The sequence below is a fragment of the Pseudoflavonifractor phocaeensis genome, assembly GCF_016901955.1.
Taxonomy (GTDB): domain Bacteria; phylum Bacillota; class Clostridia; order Oscillospirales; family Oscillospiraceae; genus Flavonifractor; species Flavonifractor phocaeensis_A.
Genome location: NZ_JACJLC010000001.1, coordinates 53,077 through 75,159 on the forward strand (window position 1 = coordinate 53,077; position 22,083 = coordinate 75,159).

At 59.6% G+C, this 22,083-nt stretch carries 19 protein-coding genes and 1 pseudogene; 17 read left to right on the plus strand and 3 right to left on the minus strand.

Annotated elements, in window-relative coordinates; all coding sequences use genetic code 11:
- The first annotated feature begins 119 nt into the window (after positions 1 to 119).
- The 7 genes from H6B51_RS00270 (at position 120) to H6B51_RS00300 (ending at position 8,189) form a co-directional block, all read left to right on the plus strand.
- On the plus strand, positions 120 to 1,211 hold the full coding sequence (locus tag H6B51_RS00270) for a PucR family transcriptional regulator (RefSeq protein WP_204881770.1): 1,092 nt from the start codon (positions 120 to 122) through the stop codon (positions 1,209 to 1,211).
- A 90-nt stretch (positions 1,212 to 1,301) separates the two neighbouring features.
- Positions 1,302 to 1,994, plus strand: coding sequence for a cell division ATP-binding protein FtsE (ftsE, locus tag H6B51_RS00275; protein WP_204881771.1), 693 nt, complete (start codon positions 1,302 to 1,304; stop codon positions 1,992 to 1,994).
- Positions 1,978 to 2,868, plus strand: a complete 891-nt coding sequence (ftsX, locus tag H6B51_RS00280) for a permease-like cell division protein FtsX (RefSeq protein ID WP_204881772.1) — start codon at positions 1,978 to 1,980, stop codon at positions 2,866 to 2,868. The genes ftsE and ftsX overlap by 17 nt, the downstream gene beginning before the upstream one ends.
- Before the next feature lie 33 nt (positions 2,869 to 2,901).
- The gene (locus H6B51_RS00285) at positions 2,902 to 4,224 is read left to right on the plus strand and encodes a murein hydrolase activator EnvC family protein (protein WP_204881773.1); all 1,323 of its coding nucleotides are present in this window, start codon (positions 2,902 to 2,904) and stop codon (positions 4,222 to 4,224) included.
- A 44-nt stretch (positions 4,225 to 4,268) separates the two neighbouring features.
- The gene (locus H6B51_RS00290) at positions 4,269 to 5,675 is read left to right on the plus strand and encodes a murein hydrolase activator EnvC family protein (RefSeq protein WP_335342074.1); all 1,407 of its coding nucleotides are present in this window, start codon (positions 4,269 to 4,271) and stop codon (positions 5,673 to 5,675) included.
- A 32-nt stretch (positions 5,676 to 5,707) separates the two neighbouring features.
- The gene (locus tag H6B51_RS00295) at positions 5,708 to 6,976 is read left to right on the plus strand and encodes a murein hydrolase activator EnvC family protein (protein WP_335342075.1); all 1,269 of its coding nucleotides are present in this window, start codon (positions 5,708 to 5,710) and stop codon (positions 6,974 to 6,976) included.
- A gap of 79 nt (positions 6,977 to 7,055) precedes the next feature.
- Positions 7,056 to 8,189 (plus strand): S41 family peptidase, encoded by a 1,134-nt coding sequence (locus tag H6B51_RS00300; RefSeq protein WP_204881774.1) that lies wholly within the window; start codon positions 7,056 to 7,058, stop codon positions 8,187 to 8,189.
- Between the two features lie 63 nt (positions 8,190 to 8,252).
- Here the strand turns inward: H6B51_RS00300 and H6B51_RS00305 are convergent, their stop codons facing one another.
- Positions 8,253 to 9,512: a sensor histidine kinase gene (locus H6B51_RS00305; protein ID WP_204881775.1), complete on the minus strand. Its 1,260-nt coding sequence runs from the start codon at positions 9,510 to 9,512 to the stop codon at positions 8,253 to 8,255.
- Positions 9,506 to 10,240, minus strand: a complete 735-nt coding sequence (locus H6B51_RS00310) for a LytR/AlgR family response regulator transcription factor (protein ID WP_204881776.1) — start codon at positions 10,238 to 10,240, stop codon at positions 9,506 to 9,508. Before H6B51_RS00310 ends, H6B51_RS00305 begins: the two co-directional genes overlap by 7 nt.
- 373 nt (positions 10,241 to 10,613) lie before the next feature.
- Between H6B51_RS00310 and H6B51_RS00315 the strand changes: the two are divergent.
- Positions 10,614 to 12,039, plus strand: a pseudogene (locus H6B51_RS00315) (MATE family efflux transporter).
- Positions 12,040 to 12,096: 57 nt separating this feature from the next.
- On the opposite strand, the gene H6B51_RS00320 reads toward H6B51_RS00315, so the two are convergent.
- Positions 12,097 to 13,023: a LysR family transcriptional regulator gene (locus tag H6B51_RS00320; RefSeq protein ID WP_204881777.1), complete on the minus strand. Its 927-nt coding sequence runs from the start codon at positions 13,021 to 13,023 to the stop codon at positions 12,097 to 12,099.
- Positions 13,024 to 13,213: 190 nt separating this feature from the next.
- Here H6B51_RS00320 and H6B51_RS00325 point away from each other — a divergent pair, with 190 nt between their 5' ends.
- From H6B51_RS00325 to H6B51_RS00365, 9 genes are all read left to right on the plus strand, one after another.
- Positions 13,214 to 14,485, plus strand: a complete 1,272-nt coding sequence (locus tag H6B51_RS00325; protein WP_204881778.1) for an MFS transporter — start codon at positions 13,214 to 13,216, stop codon at positions 14,483 to 14,485.
- Between the two features lie 31 nt (positions 14,486 to 14,516).
- The gene (locus tag H6B51_RS00330; RefSeq protein WP_204881779.1) at positions 14,517 to 15,794 is read left to right on the plus strand and encodes a DUF362 domain-containing protein; all 1,278 of its coding nucleotides are present in this window, start codon (positions 14,517 to 14,519) and stop codon (positions 15,792 to 15,794) included.
- A complete protein-coding gene (locus H6B51_RS00335) occupies positions 15,778 to 16,059 on the plus strand; it encodes a hypothetical protein (protein WP_204881780.1) in 282 nt (93 codons plus the stop codon). The genes H6B51_RS00330 and H6B51_RS00335 overlap by 17 nt, the downstream gene beginning before the upstream one ends.
- Before the next feature lie 250 nt (positions 16,060 to 16,309).
- Positions 16,310 to 17,272, plus strand: coding sequence for a 3-hydroxyacyl-CoA dehydrogenase NAD-binding domain-containing protein (locus H6B51_RS00340; RefSeq protein ID WP_204881781.1), 963 nt, complete (start codon positions 16,310 to 16,312; stop codon positions 17,270 to 17,272).
- Between the two features lie 12 nt (positions 17,273 to 17,284).
- Positions 17,285 to 18,514, plus strand: a complete 1,230-nt coding sequence (locus tag H6B51_RS00345) for an L-lactate MFS transporter (protein WP_204881782.1) — start codon at positions 17,285 to 17,287, stop codon at positions 18,512 to 18,514.
- 1 nt (position 18,515) lies between these two features.
- Positions 18,516 to 19,169, plus strand: a complete 654-nt coding sequence (locus H6B51_RS00350) for a CoA transferase subunit A (RefSeq protein ID WP_204881783.1) — start codon at positions 18,516 to 18,518, stop codon at positions 19,167 to 19,169.
- A 15-nt stretch (positions 19,170 to 19,184) separates the two neighbouring features.
- Positions 19,185 to 19,835 (plus strand): CoA-transferase, encoded by a 651-nt coding sequence (locus H6B51_RS00355; protein ID WP_204881784.1) that lies wholly within the window; start codon positions 19,185 to 19,187, stop codon positions 19,833 to 19,835.
- A 1-nt stretch (position 19,836) separates the two neighbouring features.
- Positions 19,837 to 21,009, plus strand: coding sequence for a thiolase family protein (locus tag H6B51_RS00360; RefSeq protein WP_204881785.1), 1,173 nt, complete (start codon positions 19,837 to 19,839; stop codon positions 21,007 to 21,009).
- 49 nt (positions 21,010 to 21,058) lie between these two features.
- Positions 21,059 to 22,075, plus strand: a complete 1,017-nt coding sequence (locus tag H6B51_RS00365; protein ID WP_204881786.1) for an enoyl-CoA hydratase/isomerase family protein — start codon at positions 21,059 to 21,061, stop codon at positions 22,073 to 22,075.
- Positions 22,076 to 22,083: the final 8 nt, after the last annotated feature.

Consider the following 22,083-nt stretch of genomic DNA (forward strand, 5'->3'; position numbering starts at 1 on the left):
GCAAAAGAGATAAGTTCGACCGGCCTGAGAGCGGAACGGGAAGGGGCGGTCCGGGTCTGAGGAAAGGAGCCACCCCCTGTCTGGGCCCTGCGGGTATCTACAATAAGGAGGCTGACACCATGTCCAGCAGAATTTTTCAAAGCGTTGTCTTGCAGATGAAAGACAGCACCGAACGGGCCATTGGCGTGATCGATTCTGAGGGCACGGTGGTGGCCTGTAATGAGCTCAGCTGCATTGGCGAGCATTGGCCCAATGCGGTGGAGGCGGTGAACCGGGGCGAGGGGGATACCGTCCGCTTTGAGGGACGCATCTTCAAGGCCCTGGTGGGCTGGGGCTCTCAGTTTGATTACGCCGTCTTTGCCAAGGGCGAGGACATGGAGGCCCATATGGTGTGTTCCATGGCGGCGGTGGCTCTCAACGGCGCCAAGACCTATTATGAGGAGAAGCACGACAAGGCCACCTTCGTCAAGAACATCATATCGGACAACATCCTGCTGGGCGACATCTACGTCCGGGCCAAGGAGCTCCACTTCGTCTCCGAGGCCCCCCGGGCGGTGTTCCTCATCCGGCAGGTGGAGACCACCGACCCCGCCCTCATCGACGTGGTCCACGCCCTTTTCCCGGATAAACAGGTGGACTTTGTTCTCTCCATCAGCGAGACCGACGTGGCCCTCATCAAGCAGCTCAGCGAGGGAGCGGAGACCCGGGACCTGTACAAGATTGCCAAGCAGATCGAGGACAAGATCACCGAGGAGCTCCACATCCGGGTGGTCATCGGCATCGGCACCATCGTGGGCCACATCCGGGAGCTGGCCCGGGCCTACAAGGAGGCCGGCATCGCCATCGACGTGGGCCGGGTGTTCGACACCGAGAAGAGCATCATCAACTACGAGAATCTGGGCATCGGACGGCTGATCTATCAGCTGCCCACCACCCTGTGCGAGATGTTCCTCCAGGAGGTCTTTAAGAAAAATCCCATTGACGCCCTGGATCAGGAGACTCTGTTTACCATCAACAAATTCTTCGAGAACAACCTGAACGTGTCCGAGACCGCCCGAAAGCTTTTTGTCCACCGGAACACCCTGGTGTACCGGCTGGAGAAGATCAAGAAGCTCACCGGCCTGGACCTGCGGGAATTTGACGATGCCATTACCTTCAAGGTGGCTCTGATGGTGAAAAAATACCTCATCTCCCGGGGGATCGACAACTGAACATAGAACGCGAGCCGCAGAGGACGCCCGGAAAGACGTCTTCTGCGGCGCGTGAGCTTGTTTGGAATTTTACACAAAGAGGTACATAGCGTGATTCGTCTGATCGACATTGAAAAGTCCTATGACAACGGGACCAAGGCCCTGAAAGGGGTCAACATGCGGATAGACGACGGAGAGTTCGTCTTCCTGGTGGGGCCGTCCGGCTCGGGCAAATCCACCATCCTCAAGCTGATCACCGCCGAGATCGCCCCCAGCGGCGGTCGGCTCATGGTCAACGGCTACAATCTCAACAACATCACCCCCCGGCAGGTGCCCTATATGCGCCGCACCCTGGGGGTGGTATTCCAGGACTTCCGCCTGATCGAAAAAAAGACGGTGGAGGACAACCTGATTTTTGCCATGCAGGCGGTGGGGGCCTCCTCCAAGGAGATCAAGAAACGGGTGGCCTACGTGCTGGATCTGGTGGGCCTGCTGGAGAAGAGCCATCAGCGCCCCGACCAGCTCTCCGGCGGCGAGCAGCAGCGGGTGGCCATCGCCCGGGCTTTGGTGAACAATCCCCAGATGATCATTGCCGACGAGCCGACCGGCAACCTGGACCCCATGCGCTCCCTGGAGATCATGATGCTGCTGGAGCGCATCAATGAGTTGGGCACCACAGTGCTGGTGGTCACCCACGAGCGGGAGTTGGTCAACCGCTTCTCCAAGCGGGTGGTGGCAATTGAGAACGGCAGAATCATCAGCGACGAGACAGGCGGGTATTACAACAATGAGACAACGATATAATTTTGGCTATCTGATCGGCGAGGGCTTCCGCAGCATTTTCACCCACGGCTTCATGTCCTTTGCGGCGGTGTGTATGATCGTCTGCTGCCTGCTGATCATGGGTTCTTTTTCTCTGGTGGCAGTAAACGCCGCTTATAACTTCAGCGATTTGGAGAATGAAAACCAGTTTTCCGCTTTCATTGACGAGTCTGTGCCTCAGGAGGAGGCCCGTGCCCTCCAGGACGACATTGAGGCGGTGCCCAATGTGGCCCGGGCGGAGTTTGTCACCAAGGAGGAGGCCCAGGCCGACTTCGAGAAGGACTATGAAGGTAACCCTCTCTTTGAGGATCTGCCCTCCGACGTGTACCGGGACCGGTTCCATATCTATCTGGAGGATATCAGCAAGCTGGAGGAGACCGAGACGGCGGTCAAGCAGGTGGCCGGAGTAGCCTACACCAAGTCCGCCCCTGAAATCGCCGAGGGCTTCAATGTCATCCGCAACATCGCCAGCGCCGTGGCTCTGATTCTGGTGGGCATCCTGCTGCTGGTGAGCCTGTTTATCATTTCCAATACCATCAAGCTGGCCTTCTTTAACCGGAGAGACGAGATCGCCATCATGAAGATGTGTGGCGCCACAAACGGATTTGTCCGCTGGCCCTTTGTCATCGAGGGTATGATCCTGGGTCTGGTGGGGAGCATCGTGGCCTTCTTCCTCCAGTGGGGGATCTACGCCCTGGTGGGCCGGGCGGTCAGCGGCTCAGACACCATTGAGCTGCTGAAGGTCATGGACTTCCAGCCAATGGCCCTGATGGTCCTGGGATATTTCCTGCTCATCGGTCTGGTGATCGGTGTGCTGGGCTCCCTGTTGGCCATCCGCAAGTTCCTGCAGGTGTAAGAGGCCCTGCACCATTCTAGAAAAGGAGATGCAATGAATCCGAAAACTGCCATACGACGGCTGCTGTGCGGCGCCCTGGCCGCCGTCCTGCTGGTCCCGGCGGCGCTCCAGATGGGAACGGCGGTGACCCAGAGTGAGATCGACGCATTAAAAGCCGACCAGGCCGCCAGCCAGGCCAAGCAGGAAGAACTAAAGGCCCAGCTGGCCGAGGCCCAGAAGGATCAGGCCGCCGCCCAGGAGCAGCGGCAGATCCTGACCCAGCAGTTGGCCGCTATCAACGACGAGATCGCCACCATTGACGCTCAGATCTCTTACTACGACGGCGAGATCGCCCAAAAGGAAGTTGAGCGGAAGGCGGCCGAGGCTCGGGAGGCGGAGCAATACCAGTTTTTCTGCCAGCGGGTGCGGGCCATGGAGGAGCAGGGGACCGTGTCCTACTGGTCCATCCTCTTCAATGCGGAGAGTTTTTCCGACCTGATGGACCGGATGGCCGACGTGGATTCGGTGATGGCCCGGGACAATCAGATCATGGATGAGCTCACGGCCACCCGGAAGGAGTTGGAGCGGCTTCAGGCCGATCTGGAGGCTGCCCGGGCAGAGGAGCAGGCCGCCCGGGACCAGCAGGCCGCCAAACAGGCTGAGCAGCAGGCCAAGGTGGCCGAAGCACAGGCCCTGGTGGCGAAGATCAACGCCGATGTAAACGAGGTCAACCGCCAGCTGGACGCGGAGGACCAGGCCGCCGCTGAGATCCAGGCGGAGATCGAACGGAAGGAAGCTGCCCTGGAGGAGCAGCGGCGGCAGGAGGAGTTGAAACGGCAAGAGGAGCTGCAACAGCAGCAACAACAGCAGCAACAACAGCAACAGCAGCAGCCCCAGAAGCCGCAGCAGACCCCAGGGTCGGAAACCAGCACGCCGCCGGCCACCGGTTCGGGCTACAGCTGGCCTCTGCCGGGCAACTGTATGACCCTGACCTCCGCCTTCGGCTACCGGATCCACCCCATTACCGGCGTGGCACACAGCCATACCGGTATTGATATTGGCGCTGCCGGGGGGACCACTATTACCGCCGCCAAGGGAGGTACGGTGATCACCTCGGCCTACCACTGGTCCTACGGCAACTATGTGGTCATCAGCCATGGCGGAGGGGATTCCACTCTTTATGCCCATATGAGCCGCCGGGCGGTAAGCCAGGGGCAGACGGTGTCCCAGGGCCAGACCATCGGATATGTAGGCAATACCGGCAGCTCCAAAGGCTACCACCTTCACCTGGAGGTGCGGCAGGGAGGGCAACGGGTGGACCCGGAGAAATGTTTCCCCGGACTGTATGATTCCTTTATCCGAGCCTATAATTGGTAACACAGCAGACGTACACCTTAAGGTACCTGTAGGGGAGGCAGAACGTGGCAAATCATTGTAAGGGGAACTATTTTGACCGGAAACGGAAGGGGCCGACGGGCCGTCGCGCCATCATGGGCATGCTGGCGGGGACCATGGCCCTTCTGATGCTGTTGCCTGTATTTGGTATGATCGTACAGAACGTGGGGGCGGTGACTCAGAGCGAGATCGACGCGCTGAAAGAGGAGCAGGCCGCCAGCCAGGCCAAGCAGGAGGAGCTGAAGGCTCAGCTGGCCGAGGTGAAGGAGGATCAGACCGCCGCCCAGGAGCAGCGGTATATCCTCACCCAGCAGCTGGAGGCCATCAACGACGAGATCGAAAACATTGACGCTCAGATTGCCTGGTATGACGGGGAGATCGCCCAGAAAGAAGAGGAGCGAAAGGAGGCCGAGGCCCGGGAGGCGGAGCAGTATGAGCTCTTCTGCCAGCGGGTGCGGGCCATGGAGGAACAGGGGACCGTGTCCTATTGGTCCATCCTGTTCAATGCCAAGAGCTTTTCCGAATTGATGGATCGGATTGCCGACGTGGATGCGGTGATGGCTCGGGACAATCAGATCATGGAGGAGCTCATCGCCACCCGGGAGGAGTTGGAGCGGCTTCAGGCCGATCTGGAAACCGCCCGTGCGGAGGAGCAGGAGGCCCGGGACCAGCAGGCCGCCAAACAGGCCGAACAGCAGGCAAAGGTTGCCGAAGCCCAGGACCTGCTGGACCAGATCAACGCCGATGTGGACGAGGTCAACCGTCAATTGGACGCGGAGGATGAAGCCGCCGCCGAGATTCAGGCGGAGATCGAGCAGAAGCAGGCCGCCCTGGCCGAGCAGATCCGGCAGGAGGAACTGAAACGCCAGGAGGAGGAGCGCAAGCGCCAGGAGGAGCTGGAGCAGCAGCAACAGCAGGCCCAGCAGACCCAGCAGCCCCAGACCACCCAGGAGCCCCAGCAGACAACCCAGCAGCCGGATACCAGCACCCCGTCGGTAACCAGCTCAGGCTACAGCTGGCCCCTGCCCAGCGGCTGTAGGACCCTCACCTCCGCCTTTGGCTACCGCATCCACCCCATCACCGGTGTAGCCCAGAGCCATACCGGCATTGACGTCAGCGCCACCGGAGGAACTACCATCACCGCCGCCAAGGCGGGCGTGGTGATCACTTCGGCCTACCACTGGTCCTATGGCAACTATGTGGTCATCAGCCATGGCAATGGTGACTCCACCCTGTATGCTCACATGAGCCGCCGGGCTGTGAGCGAAGGGGAGACGGTGGCTCAGGGCCAGACCATCGGATATGTGGGCAGCACCGGCAGCTCCACCGGCAATCACCTGCATCTGGAAATCCGGGAGGGAGGCCAGCGGGTGGATCCGGAAAAGTGCTTCCCGGAGCTGTACAATTCCTTTATCCGGGCATATAATTGGTAAAACCCCAGATGTACATGAAAAGGAGATAAAACGTGGCATATCGTGGCAAGAAAGGAAATTCCACCTCAAGAAGTAAGGGGAAGAAGATAGATAGCCGTCGGATCTTCGTGGGCGTGCTGGCCGGGGCCATGGCCTTGCTGCTGCTTCTGCCCATCTTCAGCATGATCGTGCAGAACGTGGGGGCGGTGACCCAGAGTGAGATTGACGCCCTGAAGGAAGAGCAGGCCGCCAGCCAGGCCCGGCAGGAGGAGCTGAAGGAGGAACTGGCCGAGGCGAAGGAGGATCAGGCTGCCGCCCAGGAGCAGCGGCAGATCCTTACCCAGCAGCTGGAAGCCATCAATGACGAGATCGATACCATCAACGCCCAGATCGCCTATTATGACGAAGAGATCGCACAGAAGGAGGAAGAGCGCAAGGAAGTGGAGGCCCAGGAGGCCGCACAGTACGAGCTCTTCTGCCAGCGGGTACGGGCTATGGAGGAAGAGGGTACCGTGTCCTATTGGTCCATCCTCTTTAATGCTGAAAGTTTTTCTGACTTGCTGGACCGGGTAGCCGACGTGGACGCGGTGATGGAGCGGGACAACCAAATCATGGAGGAGCTCATTGCCACCCGGGAAGAGCTGGAGCGGCTCCAGGCTGACCTGGAGACCGCCCGGGCGGAGGAGCAGGCCGCCAAGGAGCAGCAGGAGGCCAAGCAGGCTGAGCAGCAGGCCAAGGTGGCTGAGGCCCAGGCCCTGGTGGAGCAGATCAACGCCGACGTGGAGGAGGTCAACCGCCAACTGGACGCGGAAAGCGCCGCCGCCGCCGAGATCCAGGCGGAGATCACCCAGAAGCAGCAGCAGCTGGAGGAGGAGCGGAAGCAGAACAACGTCACCATCAGTTCCGAGACCGGGTATCTGTGGCCCCTGCCCGGCTGGTATAGCCTGTCCTCTCTGTTTGGCTACCGCATCCACCCCATCACCGGTGTAGCCCACAGCCATACCGGCATTGATATCCCCGCCAGCGGTGGTACGCCTATCCTGGCCTCCAAGAGCGGCCAGGTGGTCACCTCCGCCTATCACTACTCCTACGGCAATTATGTGGTCATTGACCATGGCAACGGCAACTCCACCCTGTATGCCCACATGAGCGCCCGGGCGGTGAGCGAGGGTGAAATGGTAACTCAGGGCCAGGTCATCGGCTATGTGGGCACTACCGGCAGCTCTACTGGAAACCACCTCCATTTTGAGGTGCGGGACAACTATACCCGGGTGGACCCGGAGGCTAAATTCCCCAACCTGAGCCTGACCCATCCATGGTAAGAACGATACATAGGGCGGAGGGAGAATTCCCTCCGCCCTGCTGCATATCATCTTATCCTCCGGAAAGGAAGGGACAAACATGACCAAAAAGAGATTTTCCTGGATCCATCTTATCATCCTGATCCCGCTGACCGCACTGCTGACAGGGGGGATCCTTGTTGCGGTGTTCTGGGGCCTCTTTGGCAACGCCGGGCTCTCCCTGCTGGAGGGGTTGTACCTGGTGAACAGCCGGTTTGTGGGGGAGTATGACCAGACCGAGATGGTGGACTCCGCCCTGGAGGGTATGGTAGAGGGTTTGGGCGACCGGTGGAGCTACTACCTGACGGCGGAGGAACTGGCCGCCCAGAACCAGCGCCGCACCAACCAGTATGTGGGTATTGGAGTAACAGTGGATTATACCGAAGAGGCCGGACTGAAGATCGTAACGGTGACCGAAGGGGGCCCGGCGGAAGCGGCGGGGCTCCAGGTAGGGGAGATCATTACCTCTGTGGATGGATTCTCCCTGGCGGGAGAGGCCAAATATGAGGGCGCTGAGCGTATCCAGGGGGAGGAGGGGACCGCTGTCACCCTGGAGGTCACTGGAGCCGACGGCCTTTCCCGCACCGTGGAGGTGGTGCGGGCCAGCCTGGACAACGACCCGGTGACCGCCAAAATGCTGGAAAACAATGTGGGCTATGTGGCTCTGGCCAATTTCTATGACCATAGCGCCGACCGGCTGGAGGAAGAGGTGACCCGGCTTCAGGAGGAGGGAGCCACCGCCCTGGTGTTCGATATGCGTAACAATGGCGGCGGCTATCTCACCCAGCTCACCGATATGCTGGACTTCCTGTTGCCTGAAGGGCCTATCTTCATCACCAGAGACAAGGCGGGGAATGAGGAGGTCACCTGGTCGGATGCTTCCTGCGTGGATCTCCCCATGGCGGTGCTGGTCAATGCCAATACCTATTCCGCTGCCGAATTTTTTGCCGCCGAGCTCCAGGAGTGGGGGGTGGCGCTTATTGTGGGCGAGCCTACCAGCGGTAAGGGCTACTCCCAGCAGACCTTTGCCCTCCCTCATGGAGGAGCCATGGCTATCTCCACCGGGGCCTACTTTACCGGAAACGGTACCTCCCTCATCGGTACCGGGCTGACCCTGGACGCGGAAGTCTATCTGACCGAGGAGGGCGACGCTCAGCTGGAAACCGCTCTGGAGCTGCTGACCCAGAAGCCGTGACCTGATAGCAGTCAGAAAAACAGTCTGTTGCACGATGTCGCAACAGACTGTTTATGTGCTCGTTTACAGAATCACTCTCAGCCGGAACCAGCCGTCGCTCTGGTTGAACTGACAGACAGCGCCATATTTTTGGCAGAAGGCGGCGATGGACTGGCTGCCCAAGCCGTGCCCCTCTCGCCGGGCTACCGGCAGGCCCCGGTCGTCAAAGGTGACCGGGCCGTTGCAGGGATTGGAGATCTCCAGCATGACGCTTGGGCTGCTCACTGCCCTGCACCGGATCACTCGCGTCTCCGGCGGAAGCTCCAGATTGGCGTGGATGGCGTTTTCCAGAGCGTTGGCCAGAACGATGGCCAGTTCCGCCTCCTCTGCGGGAAGGGCCTCCGGAAGGGACAGCCTGGCCTCCACCCGGATGCCCTGCTGCCTGGCCTGATCAAAGTAGGAGGCGCAGACTGCGCCCAGCACCGGAGACTTGCACCAACGCACCGGCTTTTGCTCATCCAGATGCCTTTGGGCGGCATTCAGAAAGGCCAGGGCGGTTTCCTGGTCTCCTTGGGCCACCAACTGGGTGACGGTTTGGAGCCGGTGGCGCAGGTCGTGGCGCTGGGTACGGACAGCATCCTCGGCAGACTTCACTGCCTCCATTCGGCTTTGCAGGGCGGACAAATGCAACGCAGACAGCTGGGCGCTGTGCCTGGCCTCGGCCTCCTTTCGGCTGGTGGAGAATAAATAGATCAGGATCCAATAGAAGCCAACCATTAAGAGGGAGATGGCGGGCTTGAGGATCGTGCTGGGCAAAGAAAAGCCCACATAACCTGGAATCAGGTAGAAGATAATCCCGTAATAGACGGCCATGACCAGACACATAAGCCACCAGCCCTGGCGAAGTTCCGGCAGGACACGAAGAAACAGAGGGCGCAGAAACCGGAGGAGAAACCAGATCACCCCCGCAGTGAGTACGGCATAGGCCAGGCCCAATGCCAAGATGCAATTGCCGGACAGGTAAAAAATCAGCCCCGCGCCATGCTGAATCAACACGCAAAACAGGAAAGAGGATAAAAACTGAAAAACCAGCCGCCATCCACGATGGCGGCTGAGTGCTAAGAGAAGCAGCAAGGACGGAAGATGAACCACCAGGGGATAGCTGCGAAAGACAGCATCCAGGCCAAAGATCCAGTACAGCCCGGCTACCGCCGCCATGATCAGAATCGTAGTGCTATAGAATACCAGAATGGTTTGCCGCCTGGGATAGCGGCTGTCCAGAAACAGCTGTACGATGGTCATGCCAATCCCGGTCATATACTCCAGCATCAGCAATTCTAGCATGAAGGGCTCTCCTCCAGCCAATATTGCCCCCAGGCCCGCTTGAAGTCGGCCGCAGACGTCCGGGGCAGGGTCACGGAGCTGCCGTCGTCCAGCTGGGCGGCCTGGCCCTGGACAGCGGTAACATGTTGAAAATTCAGTACAAAGCTGGCTCCGCACAGGGCAAAGCGAGGATCGGTCAACAGGGGGGCGACAGCTTCCCGGAAAGCGGTGCGGATGGTCCGGGAGTCCACGGTCCCGTCGGTACAGTGGTATCGTATGCTTCGACCGGTCCGCTCCACATAGCGGATGTTTGCCAGCAGCACCCGGCGGACGCCATCGGCGGTCTGTACCATTACCGCTTGATTCCGTCGCCGGTCCAGCTTGTCCACTGCCCGGTCCAGCACCTGGAAGAGCTTTTCCGGCTCAACGGGTTTGAGCAGATAGAAAAAAGCCCCCACCTCATAGCTTTCCACCGCATACTCATCGGAGGCGGACAGATAGATGATCTGACAGTCCTTCCCCAGGGCACGCAGGGCGAGGCCGGTCTGAATCCCGTTGCACCCGGGCATGAGAACGTCGAGCAGACACAGATCGAAGTTCTGGCCTGACCCCGCCAGCAGGGTCTCCCCGTCGGAGAAGACAGTAACCGTTCCATCCAAGCCCGGCCGGGCCAGCAGATAGGCGCGGAGCATCCTGGATATTTGTTCTAACTGCTCCTGATCGTCGTCGCATACCGCGATCCTCAGCATGTTGGTTGCCCTCCCATTCTATTGCCAGCGCAAAATTTGCACATAAATGCGCAAATTTTTCAAAAATCACCCAAAATTATAATAAATTTAATATAAGAATAACATATTGGCCTAAAATCGTCAAGCTGGCTTCACACTGTGGCCGCCTATGGAACAGAAAAGCTGTTTCTGCCTGCTGTGCGGCCTCTATTGGATGGAATTTTTCCTGTTGCCGCAATAAATGTTTTTGTTTATTTGTTTAAAAGTTCCTTTGCGTATTTGGACCAAACTGGTTATAATCAGATTACAACGTGTAGCTCTCATGCGTAATTCCGGTTGCGTGGGGGCTGCGCGTTTTTTACATGGAAAAAAGATCATATCTGGGAGGTTTTTTTTGGAACAGACCAATCAATTCCTGGGAACTGAACCGGTGGGAAAGCTGATGGGGCGGTATGTCGTACCCTGTGTGATTTCTCTGCTGGTGGGAGCTCTGTACAATATCGTGGACCAGATCTTTATTGCCAACGCCAGCTACCTGGGCTCTTATGGCAATGCGGCCAACACGGTAGTCTTTCCCCTGACAGTGGTAGCTCTGGCCATTGCGGTAATGGTGGGGGATGGCTGCTGCGCCTTTGTGAGCATTTGCCTGGGGCGGGAGGATTCCCAAACCGCACGGGCAAGCGTGGGGGGTGCGGTGGTCATGAGTCTGGGAAGCGGTTTGGCGTTGACAATAGTCTATCTGCTGTTTCAGACTCAAATTATTTCCCTGTTTGGAGGAACCGTAAATGAGGAAACTTTTCAGTGCGCTCGGGAGTATTTCTTTTATATTACTCTGGGTATCCCCTTTTACATGTTTGGCCAGGCCATGAATTCGGTGATTCGAGCCGACGGCAGCCCGAGGTTCGCCATGGCTTCTACCCTGGCAGGAGCGGCGGTAAACATCGTTCTGGACCCGGTGTTCATTTTTAACTTTCAGTGGGGGATGATGGGAGCGGCGGTAGCCACCGTGTTGGGACAGATACTGACAGCCGCTCTGGCGGTGTGGTACCTGGCGCTGCGGATGAAGACTATCCGACCCGCCGCTGGGGACTTTTGGTTCCGCCGTCGGGTGTGGGGGAAGACCCTGCTGCTGGGGATTACCAGCTTCCTCTCCCAGATTTCCTTGGTGGCAGCCATGGCGGCTATCAATAATATGCTTCGGGTCTATGGGGCGGCCGACCCCATTTTTGGGCAGGCTCAGTATGCCCAGATCCCCATGGCAGTAGTGGGTATCGTCATGAAATTTTTCCAGATTATTATCTCAGTGGTGGTGGGTATGGCCGCTGGGTGTATCCCAATCGTGGGGTTCAACATTGGCGCGGAGAAGCAGCAACGGGTAAAGACCCTGCTTACCATGCTGCTGTTGGCAGAGGCGACGGTAGGATTGGTGGGGTTCGTCCTGGCGGAAGGCTTTCCCCAGCAGTTAATCGCTATCTTTGGGGCGGCCAACGAGAGCGCCTGCTACACTGACTTTGCCGTCAGGGCTTTTCGTACCTATCTGTGCCTGATGGTACTGGCCTGTGTGAATAAGGCTTGCTTCATTTTCCTCCAGGCTATGGGAAGGGCGGCAGCCTCCCCCGCTCTGTCCATGGTGCGGGAGGTGGTATTCGGTGTGGGCTTTGCCCTACTGCTTCCCCTGTTTTTCGGGCTGGACGGGGTGCTCTACTCCATGCCGGTATTCTGATCTGCTTACCTTTTTGGTGGCGTTGTTTCTCATTCGGCGTACCTACGCCGCCTTGAGGGGGCCGGAGACAGGTGGCCAGATATGCACAACGGAATAAATATAAAAAACGGGGCGCTGTTCTGTTCAGAACAGCGCCTCGTTTTTTGCGGTTCGGTTACAGTTCATCGTTAAGCTGGCGGGTCAGAGTCTCGTATTCCAGATCGATACTCCGAAAGTAGGATTGCACAAAGTCCCGGAATCGCTTGCCTTGGGCGTTCAGTGGCTTGCGGATGTTGTAGGCGATGCCAAAGTAGGCCACTGGGGCTCCATCGGTATAAGGGCGGCATACCAATCCCTCATCCTTACCGGTCAGCACCAGCTCCCGATACTTGATGGCCGGGACGATGGAGATGCACCGGTTGAGCTCCACCAGGGAGAGCAGCAGATCCAGATGGCGCACATCGTAGTCGATGATGGGAGTGTTACCCATCTTGCCCTCGGCGGCGTAAAAGGTATTTTTGTTGACCCGGGAACCGTCGATGGCAAGATGCTCTCCAGCCAACTCATCCCGGCTGAGGCTGGTTCGTTGGGACAGCGGGTTGGCCTTGTTGAGCAGGAGCATGAACTGACACTCGTACAGCCGCTCAAAGGCCAGGTTTTCTCCGGAGGGCTCCAGCACCGTAAAGGCCAGATCCACTTCCTGCCGTTCCAGCATGTCGGTAATGGTAGGCAGGTCGGCCCGCTGGTGGTTGAGGATGATATCCGGGTTTTCCAGCAGGAACTGCTGAAGGAGGATGGTGTCGTCCACCATGCAGGCAATGGACAGAGGCTCACACCGGCCCACGTTGAGGCCACGTACCTCCTGGATGCCCTTGTCCAGGGTGGCCAGGGCCTGCTCCACATGGTGCAGGAAGCACTCGCCGCTCTGGTTCAGGATGATCTTGCCCCGGCGGCGCTCAAAGAGGGGGACGCCCACCTCCTCCTCCAGACGGGAGAGGGAGGTGCTCAGGTTGGGTTGGGAGACAAACATGGTTTCCGCCGCCTTTGACATGTTCCCCAACTGCGCCACGGCGGTAAAGTATCGAAGCTGTGAAAGTTCCATGCCAAGTATCCTCCGGGTAAGTATATGAGTTGTTTATACTGCTGTAAATATTATATATTTTTCTAATTTACTTGTAAAGGTTATACTGATAATCGCTTCAGGGCGTTCCGGAACATGGGGCAGAACTTCAAATGCGGGCGCGGGCGGTACCCCCGGCCCAAAGGACTGTGTGCAAAAGGAATGTGAAAGTATGGAACAAAACAAGCGAGGTTTCGGAGCCTGGGGTTGGTTTCTGCTGATCTTCGGCTTCCTGATCTTCTTCAGCAACGGCGGTTTCTTCGCCGACGGCACCAATGTCATTGCCCCCGCCGTGGCCGCCAGACTGAACGTGGATCAGAGCGTGATCTTGGGCATGAACTCCGTTGCCGGTATCATCGGCGTGATCATTGCCCTGATCGCGGGTCAGGTCAACCAGCGCATCGGTCCCAGTAAGGTGGCGGCCGGCTGCCTGATCCTGGCGGGTCTGGGCCATATCGCCACCGGCAACGCTGTGAGCGTGCCGATGTACTTAATTGCCATGTGCTGCGTGGGCGGCGGCCTGAGTGCCGGTTCCTTTGTGGGTATTGGCACCCTGGTGGCCATGTGGTTTCCAAAGAAGCAGGGCCAGGCCATGAGCGTGGTGGCCATGGGCTCCAACTTCGGCACCATGGTTTTCGTCCCGCTGCTGACCGTACTGGTGGGCAGCCTCGGCATCGCCACCAGCTCCATCATCTGTGGCGCTGTGGCTGTTGTCGTCGGCATCATCGGCACGGTGCTGCTGCGCAACACCCCAACCGAACGGGGCCTCTATCCAGACAACGTGACCGAGGCTGAGTTCAAGGCCAACTACTCCACCAAGCCCCCCGAGGCCTCTGACGGAGGCTGGACCGTGGGTAAGCTGCTGCGTACCAAGGAGACTTGGCTGTGCGTGTTCTCTACCGGCCTGCTGATGCTGGTGCAGATGGGTCTGATGACCCAGCTGGTGGGCCGCAACATGGAGGTGGGCATGAGCCAGGCCCTGGCCACCGGCGTGATGAGCGCCATCGCCGTCATCGGTGTCATCGGCTCTGTGATTTTTGGCCGCATCGTGTTCAAGCTAGGCGTCAAGAAGGCTGGCGTGCTGACTGGCGGGCTGTATGTAGTGGCCCTGCTGCTTAACATCAGCGGCGTCATGCCTCTGGTGTGGGTATCCCTGGTGATCATCGGATTCCTGGGCGCTGCCGCCCCCAACCTGATGAATTCCATCCCCGGTTCCGTGTTTGGCCGGGTGGGCTATGCCAAGGTCAACAGCGTGGTTTTCCCCATCACAAGCATCATCTATATGTGCAACTTCGCTGTCAATGGCATCGTGCAGAACATATTCCACAGCATCAGCGCCGCGTACGTTGTCTTCGCCGTGCTGTCCTTTATTTCCATCCTGCTGATCCTGGCCCTGCAGGACCATAAATACGATCAGGACTATATGGCCGCGCACAAGCGGTAAGCGGCCGTAAGAAAGACAAGGAGGTAACCCTATGAGCAAGAACTCTACCGTGGCACTGGCCCATGGCAAGGATGCCCAGGAAAACGTCACCCGGGTCTTTGACATGCTGGGCGGCGTGACCAAAATGATCGAGCCCAACTCCACTGTGGTGCTCAAGCCCAACGCCGGTCATGCGGCTCCCCCGGAGTACGCCGTATGCACCAGCCCCGACACTGTCCGCGCGGTCATCCGTGAGGTCAAGAAGGCCAACCCCAAGCGCATCATCATCGCTGAGGCCGCCGCTGTGGGCTGCGACACCATCGAGTGCTACGAGGCCTGCGGCATCGCTGACGTGGCCCGGGAAGAGGGCGTGGAGCTGGTCGATATCAAGCGGGACAAAGACCTGATCAATGTGGCTGTCCGCGGCTACCGCTCCAACATCAGCCACGTAAAGCTGCCCCGGCTGCTCATCGAGGCCGAGCACATCATCAACCTGCCCATCCTGAAGGCCCATGCCAGCATGGTGTTCTCCGGTGCTCTGAAGAACATCAAAGGCGTGGTGCAGGACCAGGTCCACGTGCAGATGCATCAGCAGAACCTGACCATGGCTATGATGGACGTGTGGTGGGCCTGCCGGGCCGACATCAACATTATGGACGTGATGCATGCTGCCAGCGGCTACTCCCCCCACACCCCCGTGCCCATCGAGGTGGATTGTGTCATGGGTTCCTATGATCCCGTGGCCCTGGACCGCATTGCCTGCGAGCTGGTAGGCATCGATCCCGACGGCGTGGATTACTTCCGGGTAGCCCAGGAGGCCGGCCTGGGCACCACCGACCGGGACAAGATCGAGGTCATTGGCGACGATCTGGCCGCCTGCTCCACCAAGATGTGGGTGCCCTATCTGGAGGACATCCGCAGCCGCTGGCCGGAGTACGAGGTCCACTGTGAGGGCGCCTGCTCCAGCTGTCAGGCTCTGCTCACCCTGAATATGGAGACCCTGAAGGCCATCGGCGTGTATGACGATAATAAGGATCTGGTCATCGTGGCCGGCGGCAAGAACACCCTGTCCCCCGACACCCCCGACGAGAAGATTATGCTCCACGGCAACTGTGCCCGCAAGCACCTGAAGGATCACCCCAACGCCTTCTTCCTGCAGGGGTGCCCCCCCGGAGAGGGCTCCCTGTACATGTCCGTCCTCCGCAAGGAGGCCATGACCGGCAAGCCCGAGCAGATGGGCTGGATCCGGGAGCGGATGGAGATCGACGCCCCCGCCTGGCGTTCCTACGTGGAGAAAGAGGCTGAGAAGTTCTATGGAAGCAAACAGTAATCAGGGCTACGTGTCCCTGGCCAACGGTCCGGAGCTGATGAAGCTGCTGGAGGACGTATTCACTGACGAGTTCATGCGGCAGCACACCCGCTTTGACGACTTCGACGGGTTCCGGTTCTCCAGCGCGGTGATGGTCAACTGGAAGGCCAACACCATTGTCTACGCCCCTCTGCTGCTCAACAGCTTTGTCAAGGAGAGCACCAACTTTTCCGACTGGGACGAGATGGTGCGCACGGCGGTAGACCTCCGTTATCATCGGAGCTGAGTGCTCCACTCCCTGAATCAAACCCTTCAACCCAATTCCCTCATCCCATAGGCATTCGCCGGGGTGTATCCCTCAACACCCCGGCGAATGCCGGACCTATCGGTCAAAGGCCGAGGAGGTCCAGAGAACAGAGTCACCTTCCCCCCTGAAAGCCCCGGCTTTCCCGGGGGTATGGCTCTATTCTCCCATACGAGTCAGCCTGCCGGCGGGGCGAGCCGCCGGGTCACACAGTGAAAGGAGAGATCCAACCATGAGACCGGAAGAGATCAAGCGGGTCGCCTGTGTGGGCGGCGGCGTCATCGGTTCCAGCTGGGCCATTCAGTTTGCCATGAAGGGTCTGGATGTGACCTTGTACGATATCAATGAGGAGCAGCTGGCCAAGAGCAAGGCCCAGATGCACAAGAGCCTGGACGCCCTGGAACAGTTCAAGGCTATCACTCCGGAGCGCCGGGCGGAGATCGCCGGACAGGTAAAGTTGACTATCTCCATGGAGGAGGCTGTATCCGGTGTCCAGTTCATCCAGGAGAGCGGTCCCGAGCGGTTGGAGATCAAGCAGTCTATCCTGGCTCAGGTGGAGGAGTACGCCTCCTCTGACGCCATTTATGCCAGCTCCACCTCCGGCCTGCTGGTCAGCGATATTGCCGCTCAGGCCGATCATCCGGAGCGGTGTGTTGGGGCCCACCCCTACAATCCCCCCCATCTGATTCCCCTGGTGGAGCTGACCTCCGGAGACAAGACTGATCCGGAGCTCCTCCAGACCGCCTACGATTTTTATCAGTCCATCGGCAAGGAGGCGGTGCTTCTGCGGAAGGAGTGCCCGGGCTTTATCGCCAACCGGCTCCAGCTGGCCCTCTACCGGGAGGTACAGGACCTGGTCATGCGGGGGGTGTGCTCCGTGGAGGACGTAGACAAGGCGCTGGTGTATGGTCCCGGCCTGCGGTGGGCTATCTTCGGGCACAACATGATCATGCAGATGGGCAATCCCGGCGGCCTTACCGGCATGGTGCAGATGCTGGGCAATTCCGGCGACCGCTGGCTGGCCGACATGGCCTCCTGGACCCACCAGCCCGACAACTGGGCGGAAGTGGCTCAGCCCGGGGTAGATAAGGAGATGGCCAACTTCCCCGACTACGTAGGCCACACCAATGAGGAGTGCGCCAAGTACCGGGATCAGATGCTCATCGAACTGCTCAAGCTCCACCGGAAGCTGTAAGGGAGGGACCGGATGGATCTCTCTGCTGTACATACTTCCTTTACCCGGCGGCGCTGGGTGTGTCTTATCGCCGCCATGGTCATTTGTGTGTGTGCCGGCTTCGGCTACGCCTGGAGTGTGCTCCAGAACCCCATTATCACCCGCTTTGGCTGGGCTGACTCCGGCGTGGCCTTAGCCTACACCATCACGGTGCTGTGCTCCACCATGGCGCCGCTGATCTTCGGAGGGGTGATCCGCCGGCTGTCCACCCGACTTGGGGTGGTGGTGGGAGCGGTGCTCTTCGGGGTGGGCCTCTTCCTCACCGGGCTGATGACCCAACTCTGGCAGCTCTACCTGTTTTACGGCGTGATCGCCGGCCTGGGGGTGGGCTTTATCTACCCCAGCATGATGGCCTATGTGGTGCGGCTCTTCCCCGACCGGTCGGGCATGGCCTCCGGCCTGGGCACCGCCGCCTACGGCTCCGGGGCCATCCTGTGGGCCCCCACCGCCGCCGCCCTCATGGAGGGGGTAGGCATGACCCGGGCCTTTCAGGTGCTGGGCGTTCTGTTTGCGGCGGTGATCCTGGTGGGCTCCCTCCTGCTGGCCGATCCTCCCGAGGGATTCCAGACCGCTATGGCCCCCAGCCCAAACGGCACCCAGGGGGGGATCTCTGACCTCCGCCGGGGGCAGATGGTGAGGACAGGCACCTTCTGGATCATGGTGATCGTTTTTACCTGTGGCCTGGTGGCTGGGGTCATCGTTATCAGTCAGGCATCACCCATTCTCCAGCAATCTCTGGGCTACTCCTCTGCTACCGCGGCAATTTTCGTCAGCGTGTTTTCCGCCTGTAACATGGCGGGTCGATTCCTGTGGGGGAGCTTGTCGGACAAGCTGGGACTGGTAAACACCGCCGGCGCGGTCTTTCTGCTGTGCATACTGTCCATGGGCCTGCTGGCCGTGGTGGGTGCTGAGGTGCCGGTGCTGATACTCATGGGGGTGGCCGCCTCATGCTACGGAGGGCTGGCCTCCATCCTCACCCCACTTACCGCCAAAACCTTCGGGCCCCGGTACATTACTGAAAACTACGGAGTGATGTACGTGGTGTTCGGCCTGGCCAGTCTCATCGGACCTAGCCTGGCCACTACCTTCAAGTCTATGGCAGGCGGCAGCTATACCGGCGCCTACCTCACCGCCGCAGTGCTGGCGGTGGTAGGGCTGATCCTCTCCCGCTTTTTGAAACCTGTAACCTCCAAAGGAGAATGACATGGAACTGAGTAAAGTACGTACCATCGAGCAGATCGTGGCCAGCTTCAAGGACGGCCAGATCATTGCCATCGGCGGCCAGACCAACCATTATATGCCCGAGCGGCTGATCCAGTGCGTGCTGGACAGCGGTGCCAGGCATCTGACCGTGTATTCCATCGACTCCAGCGATCCCAATATGGGGGTCAGCCGACTTATCGAGGCGGGGGCGGTGGACAAGATGATCACTACCCACGTGGGCACCAACCCGCTTACCAATGTCCGCATCCAGAATGGCTCCTTGAAGGCGGAACTCATCCCTATGGGTACCTTCATCGAGCGCATTCGCTGCGGTGGCATGGGCCTAGGAGGCGTGCTTACCAAGACCGGCCTGGGTACCGTGGTGGAGGAGGGCAAGCAGATCATTGAGGTAGACGGTCAGCAGTATCTGCTGGAAACTGCCCTCCATGCCGACGTGGCTCTTACCCGCTGCCGCAAGGCTGATCCCCTGGGCAATTTGGCCTACCGGGGGAGCAGCGGACACGCCTCCCACCCGGTCATCGCCACCTGTGCCGACCTGTCCATCGTGGAGTGCGATCACTTCTGCGACCTGGGAGAGATCGGCCCAGACGAGGTCAAGGTGCCCGGTATGTTCGTGGATATGATCCTGGTGTAAGGAGGAGGCAAGCAGATGGACAACAGAAACTTTATCGCAAAGCGGGCTGCCGCCTACTTCCAGCCCGGCGATGTGGTCAACCTGGGCATCGGTATCCCCAGCCTGTGCGGCAGCTACGCCGTGGACGGGGTGTTCTTCCAGAGTGAGAACGGCTTTATCGGCATCGGTCCTACTGTGAAGGAGGGGCTGATGAAGACCGAACGCTTTGTCAACGCCGGCGGCATCCCCTTTATCCCTGTGCCTGGCGCAAGCGCCTTTGACGTAGCTATGTCCTTCGGGGTGATTCGGTCCGGCCGGCTGGCTGCCACCGTGCTGGGCGGCCTTCAGGTGTCCGCCAAGGGCGATTTGGCCAACTGGGCCTCTCCAGGCCGGGCCTTTGGCATGGGAGGCGCCATGGACCTGTGTAACGGCGCCCGGAAGGTGATCGTGGCTATGGATCTGGTAACTAAGAACGGTGCGCCCAAGGTGGTCAACCAGTGTACCATGCCCCTCACCGCCATCCACTGTGTGGACCACATTGTCACCGACCGCTGCGTCATCGACGTGACTCCGGAGGGGCTGCTGCTCTCCGAGATCCGCAAGGGTCACACTGTGGAGGAGATCCAGGCGGCGGTGGAACCCACCCTTCTGGTGGCTCCCAATCTCATTGAAATGGAGGAAGACTGACATGGCAAGACCTCTGAGCAAAACTGTGGTAGTGGCTTATGGCCGCTCCGCTGTGGCAAAATCCGGAAAGAAAGGCGCTCTGCGGGAACTTCACCCCATCGATATGGGTGGACTGGTGCTGAAGGGGGTAATGGAGAAGATCCCCCAACTGGATCCCGCCATGGTGGAGGACGTGATTCTGGGCTGCGCCATTCCCGAGGCCAAGCAGGGCCTCAACCCCGCCCGTCTGGTGGCCGCCCGTGCCGGCCTGCCCTACACCGCCTGCGGCCTCACTGTGGATCGGTTCTGCGCCTCCTCTCTTCAGGCTGTGGCCCTGGCCGCCTGGCAGATTGAGGCCGGCCAGGCTGACTGCATTGTGGCCGGTGGCATCGAGTCCATGACTGCCCTGCCCATGACCCTGGATCGGAGCGGTGACCGGGACCCCTGGCTGGTGGAGCACGATCCTGCTCAGTACATCTCCAACGGCGAGACCGCTGAGAACGTGGCCGAGAAGTACAATGTCACCCGGGAGGAGATGGACGCTCTGGCCCTGGCCAGCCATCAGAAGGCAGCCCACGCCCAGGACGCCGGTTACTTTGACGAGCAGATCATCCCCTTGCCCGGGGTGGACGCCGAGGGCAATCCCATTGTTTTTGACAAGGACCAGGGTATCCGTCGGGACACCACCCTGGAGAAGATGGCATCCATGAAGCCCTGCTTCAAAGTGAATGGCCGGGTCACCGCCGCCACCTCCTCCCAGACCAGTGACGGCGCCGCCTTCCTGGTGCTCATGAGCCGGGACAAGGCCGCCCAGCTGGGCATTCAGCCCCTGGCCTCCTTCCTGGGCTTCTGTGTGGGCGGTCTGGACCCCGCTTACATGGGACTGGGCCCCATCTACGCCGTGCCCAAGGTGCTGGAGTACACCGGCCTCACCGCTGATGATATGGACGTCATTGAGCTCAACGAGGCCTTTGCCGCCCAGGTGAGCCCTTGTATCAAGGAGCTGGGGCTGAACCCTGAAAAGGTTAACCCCAACGGCGGTGCCATGGCCCTGGGCCACCCCCTGGGGGCCACCGGTGCAGTGCTCTCCTGCAAGGCCATCTCTGAGCTGCGGCGCACCGGCGGCAAGTACGCTATGGTGACTATGTGCATCGCCGGCGGCATGGGCGCCGCCGGGATCTTCCAGGCGGAATAATATAACAACCTTACTTGAATATAACAAATTATCATTGGAGGTAACTGATATGGGTAAGCCTTTGGCTGATTACGTGAAACTCCCCCAGCTGGATGAGTACAAGGAGTGGTTCAAGGATTTTGCCGACCTGTACCGGGAGGACGGCATTCTCCAGGTTACCTGGAAAACCAACGATGGTCCTATGCACCACAGCGGCATGTCCCACCGGGCCATCAGCCAGCTGGTGCGCATCCTTTCCCTGGACAACCAAAACGAGATCATCATCTTTACCCACATCGGCGACAGCTGGATGACCGAGTCCGATCCCAACGGCTGGGATACCTACTCCAAGCTGCCCACCGAGCGGTTCCAGCATCAGTATTTTGACGACACCAATCTCATCAAGAACATGGTATTTGACCTGGACGTACCCACCATCGGCGTGCTGCCCGGCCCCGGCTTTCACTGGGACTCCGCCATGCTCAGCGACGTGACCATCTGCTCCGACGATACCTGGATTGAGGTCCCCCACGCCCACGGCGGTCTGGTGCCCGGCGACGGCATGGGCTTGATGGCCCAGCACTACTTCGGCACCAAGCGGGGCAACTACTATATGATGACCGCCCGCCAGTGGACCGCTCAGCAGATGCTGGACTGGGGCATGGTCAGCGAGGTGGTGCCCAAGGACCAGGTCATGGCCCGGGCCTGGGAGATTGCCCGGATGTGGAAAACCATGCCCTATGAGAACCGTACCATCATGTCCAACCTGGCCAAGCGGCCCCTGAAAAAGCTGCTGGTGGACGATCTGAAGCTGCACACCGTGTCCGAGCAGTACGGCTCCCTGCTGCGCATCGCCGCCGGCGATATGGGCGACCGCAACGCTGCCCAGCAGGACGAGAAGTACATCAGCCAGACCAACGACTGGCGCTATTGCCACGACTGGATGCAGCAGCCTCCCACCCGGGAGAGTTGGGCCGGGTTCCGCACCAAGCCCATCGAGTGGTTCAAGGAAGTGGAGGCCGGCCGCGAGGTTAATCCCTTTGATCCCAGCCGTCCCGTTAAGCCATACCGCCCCGACGAGAAATAAGGACCGGT

Bases quoted from the DNA above. Each gene is read 5' to 3' on its own strand.
- H6B51_RS00345 (WP_204881782.1), top strand. From the start codon at position 17,285: ATGGATCTCTCTGCTGTACATACTTCCTTTACCCGGCGGCGCTGGGTG.
- H6B51_RS00300 (WP_204881774.1), top strand. From the start codon at position 7,056: ATGACCAAAAAGAGATTTTCCTGGATCCATCTTATCATCCTGATCCCG.
- H6B51_RS00365 (WP_204881786.1), top strand. From the start codon at position 21,059: ATGGGTAAGCCTTTGGCTGATTACGTGAAACTCCCCCAGCTGGATGAG.
- H6B51_RS00270 (WP_204881770.1), top strand. From the start codon at position 120: ATGTCCAGCAGAATTTTTCAAAGCGTTGTCTTGCAGATGAAAGACAGC.
- H6B51_RS00340 (WP_204881781.1), top strand. From the start codon at position 16,310: ATGAGACCGGAAGAGATCAAGCGGGTCGCCTGTGTGGGCGGCGGCGTC.
- ftsX (WP_204881772.1), top strand. From the start codon at position 1,978: ATGAGACAACGATATAATTTTGGCTATCTGATCGGCGAGGGCTTCCGC.
- H6B51_RS00320 (WP_204881777.1), bottom strand. From the start codon at position 13,023: ATGGAACTTTCACAGCTTCGATACTTTACCGCCGTGGCGCAGTTGGGG.
- H6B51_RS00330 (WP_204881779.1), top strand. From the start codon at position 14,517: ATGAGCAAGAACTCTACCGTGGCACTGGCCCATGGCAAGGATGCCCAG.
- H6B51_RS00285 (WP_204881773.1), top strand. From the start codon at position 2,902: ATGAATCCGAAAACTGCCATACGACGGCTGCTGTGCGGCGCCCTGGCC.
- H6B51_RS00310 (WP_204881776.1), bottom strand. From the start codon at position 10,240: ATGCTGAGGATCGCGGTATGCGACGACGATCAGGAGCAGTTAGAACAA.
- H6B51_RS00335 (WP_204881780.1), top strand. From the start codon at position 15,778: ATGGAAGCAAACAGTAATCAGGGCTACGTGTCCCTGGCCAACGGTCCG.
- H6B51_RS00305 (WP_204881775.1), bottom strand. From the start codon at position 9,512: ATGCTAGAATTGCTGATGCTGGAGTATATGACCGGGATTGGCATGACC.
- H6B51_RS00350 (WP_204881783.1), top strand. From the start codon at position 18,516: ATGGAACTGAGTAAAGTACGTACCATCGAGCAGATCGTGGCCAGCTTC.
- H6B51_RS00360 (WP_204881785.1), top strand. From the start codon at position 19,837: ATGGCAAGACCTCTGAGCAAAACTGTGGTAGTGGCTTATGGCCGCTCC.
- H6B51_RS00325 (WP_204881778.1), top strand. From the start codon at position 13,214: ATGGAACAAAACAAGCGAGGTTTCGGAGCCTGGGGTTGGTTTCTGCTG.
- H6B51_RS00355 (WP_204881784.1), top strand. From the start codon at position 19,185: ATGGACAACAGAAACTTTATCGCAAAGCGGGCTGCCGCCTACTTCCAG.